Origin of the sequence: Kitasatospora sp. NPDC059817, assembly GCF_042731835.1 — a bacterium.
Classification (GTDB): Bacteria; Actinomycetota; Actinomycetes; order Streptomycetales; family Streptomycetaceae; genus Kitasatospora.
In genome coordinates this window covers 10,731-11,537 of sequence record NZ_JBHWIR010000216.1, presented here as the reverse complement: position 1 = coordinate 11,537, position 807 = coordinate 10,731, and the positions used below count along the sequence as shown (strand labels likewise).

Annotated in this window: 1 protein-coding gene; it reads right to left on the bottom strand. The window is 73.4% G+C overall.

Annotated features, from left to right (window positions below):
• Positions 1 to 35: 35 nt before the first annotated feature.
• A complete protein-coding gene (locus ACFV61_RS30885) occupies positions 36 to 593 on the bottom strand; it encodes a hypothetical protein (protein WP_380495199.1) in 558 nt (185 codons plus the stop codon).
• Between the last annotated feature and the right edge of the window lie 214 nt (positions 594 to 807).

Genomic DNA, 807 nt, shown 5'->3' with positions numbered 1-807 from the left:
GCCACCAGCAGCAACGACTGACACATCCGACGAGACTACGGATGGCCCACAACTGAACCGCCGAACCCGGCCTCACATTGAGCCGTCGCCGACACCCGGAAGCGCCCGGCTGGCTCGGGTCCGATGTCCGGCTGCGGCAGCCATAGGTTCGTGATCTGGGGTGCTGTGCCCGGAGCGAGCCGGATACGCGCGCCCGGCGGCAACTGCTCGACCCCGGAGAAGTACGACCGGCCCGCAACGAGAGCGGGGAGCAGCGGCGCGAACACCGCTGTCACGAGCCGCCGCGTATCGACAGGAGCCCTGTTGAGCCCCGCGAGCAGCCGCGCCGACGACGACCAGGCCCACCCCGAACCGAAGCGGGAGACATAGACCGGCTGCGCGGCAGCCGGGTCGGTGAAGATCACGGTTTCGTGTCCGGCCTCGCTCACCACCGCGTAGGCCCCCGGCCAGCGCCACGCCAGATCGGCGGGCAGAGGCCCAGCGCCCAACGCCTTCAGATCCGCCAGCCGCGCACCGCTCGGCCCGAGGACGAACAGCCGGCGGGCCGGGCCACCCTCCGTGCGGTAGAGCTGAGCCGGCGTCATGCCGGTCATCCATACGCTCGACTGCGGATGCAGCCGTGTCGCTCCCAACGGGTGTGGCGTGCTCGTTGCGGAGCTGCTGAAGCCCCCGAAAGCCATGGTGGCCCTCTCCTTGGCGAATCAATGGCGGAAAGCGGGAGCGGGCGGGGGGGCGGCCGGCGCGCCCCCCCCCCCCCGCCCGCCCCCCCCCCCCCGCCCCCCCCCCCCCGGCCCCCGCCCCCGCCGC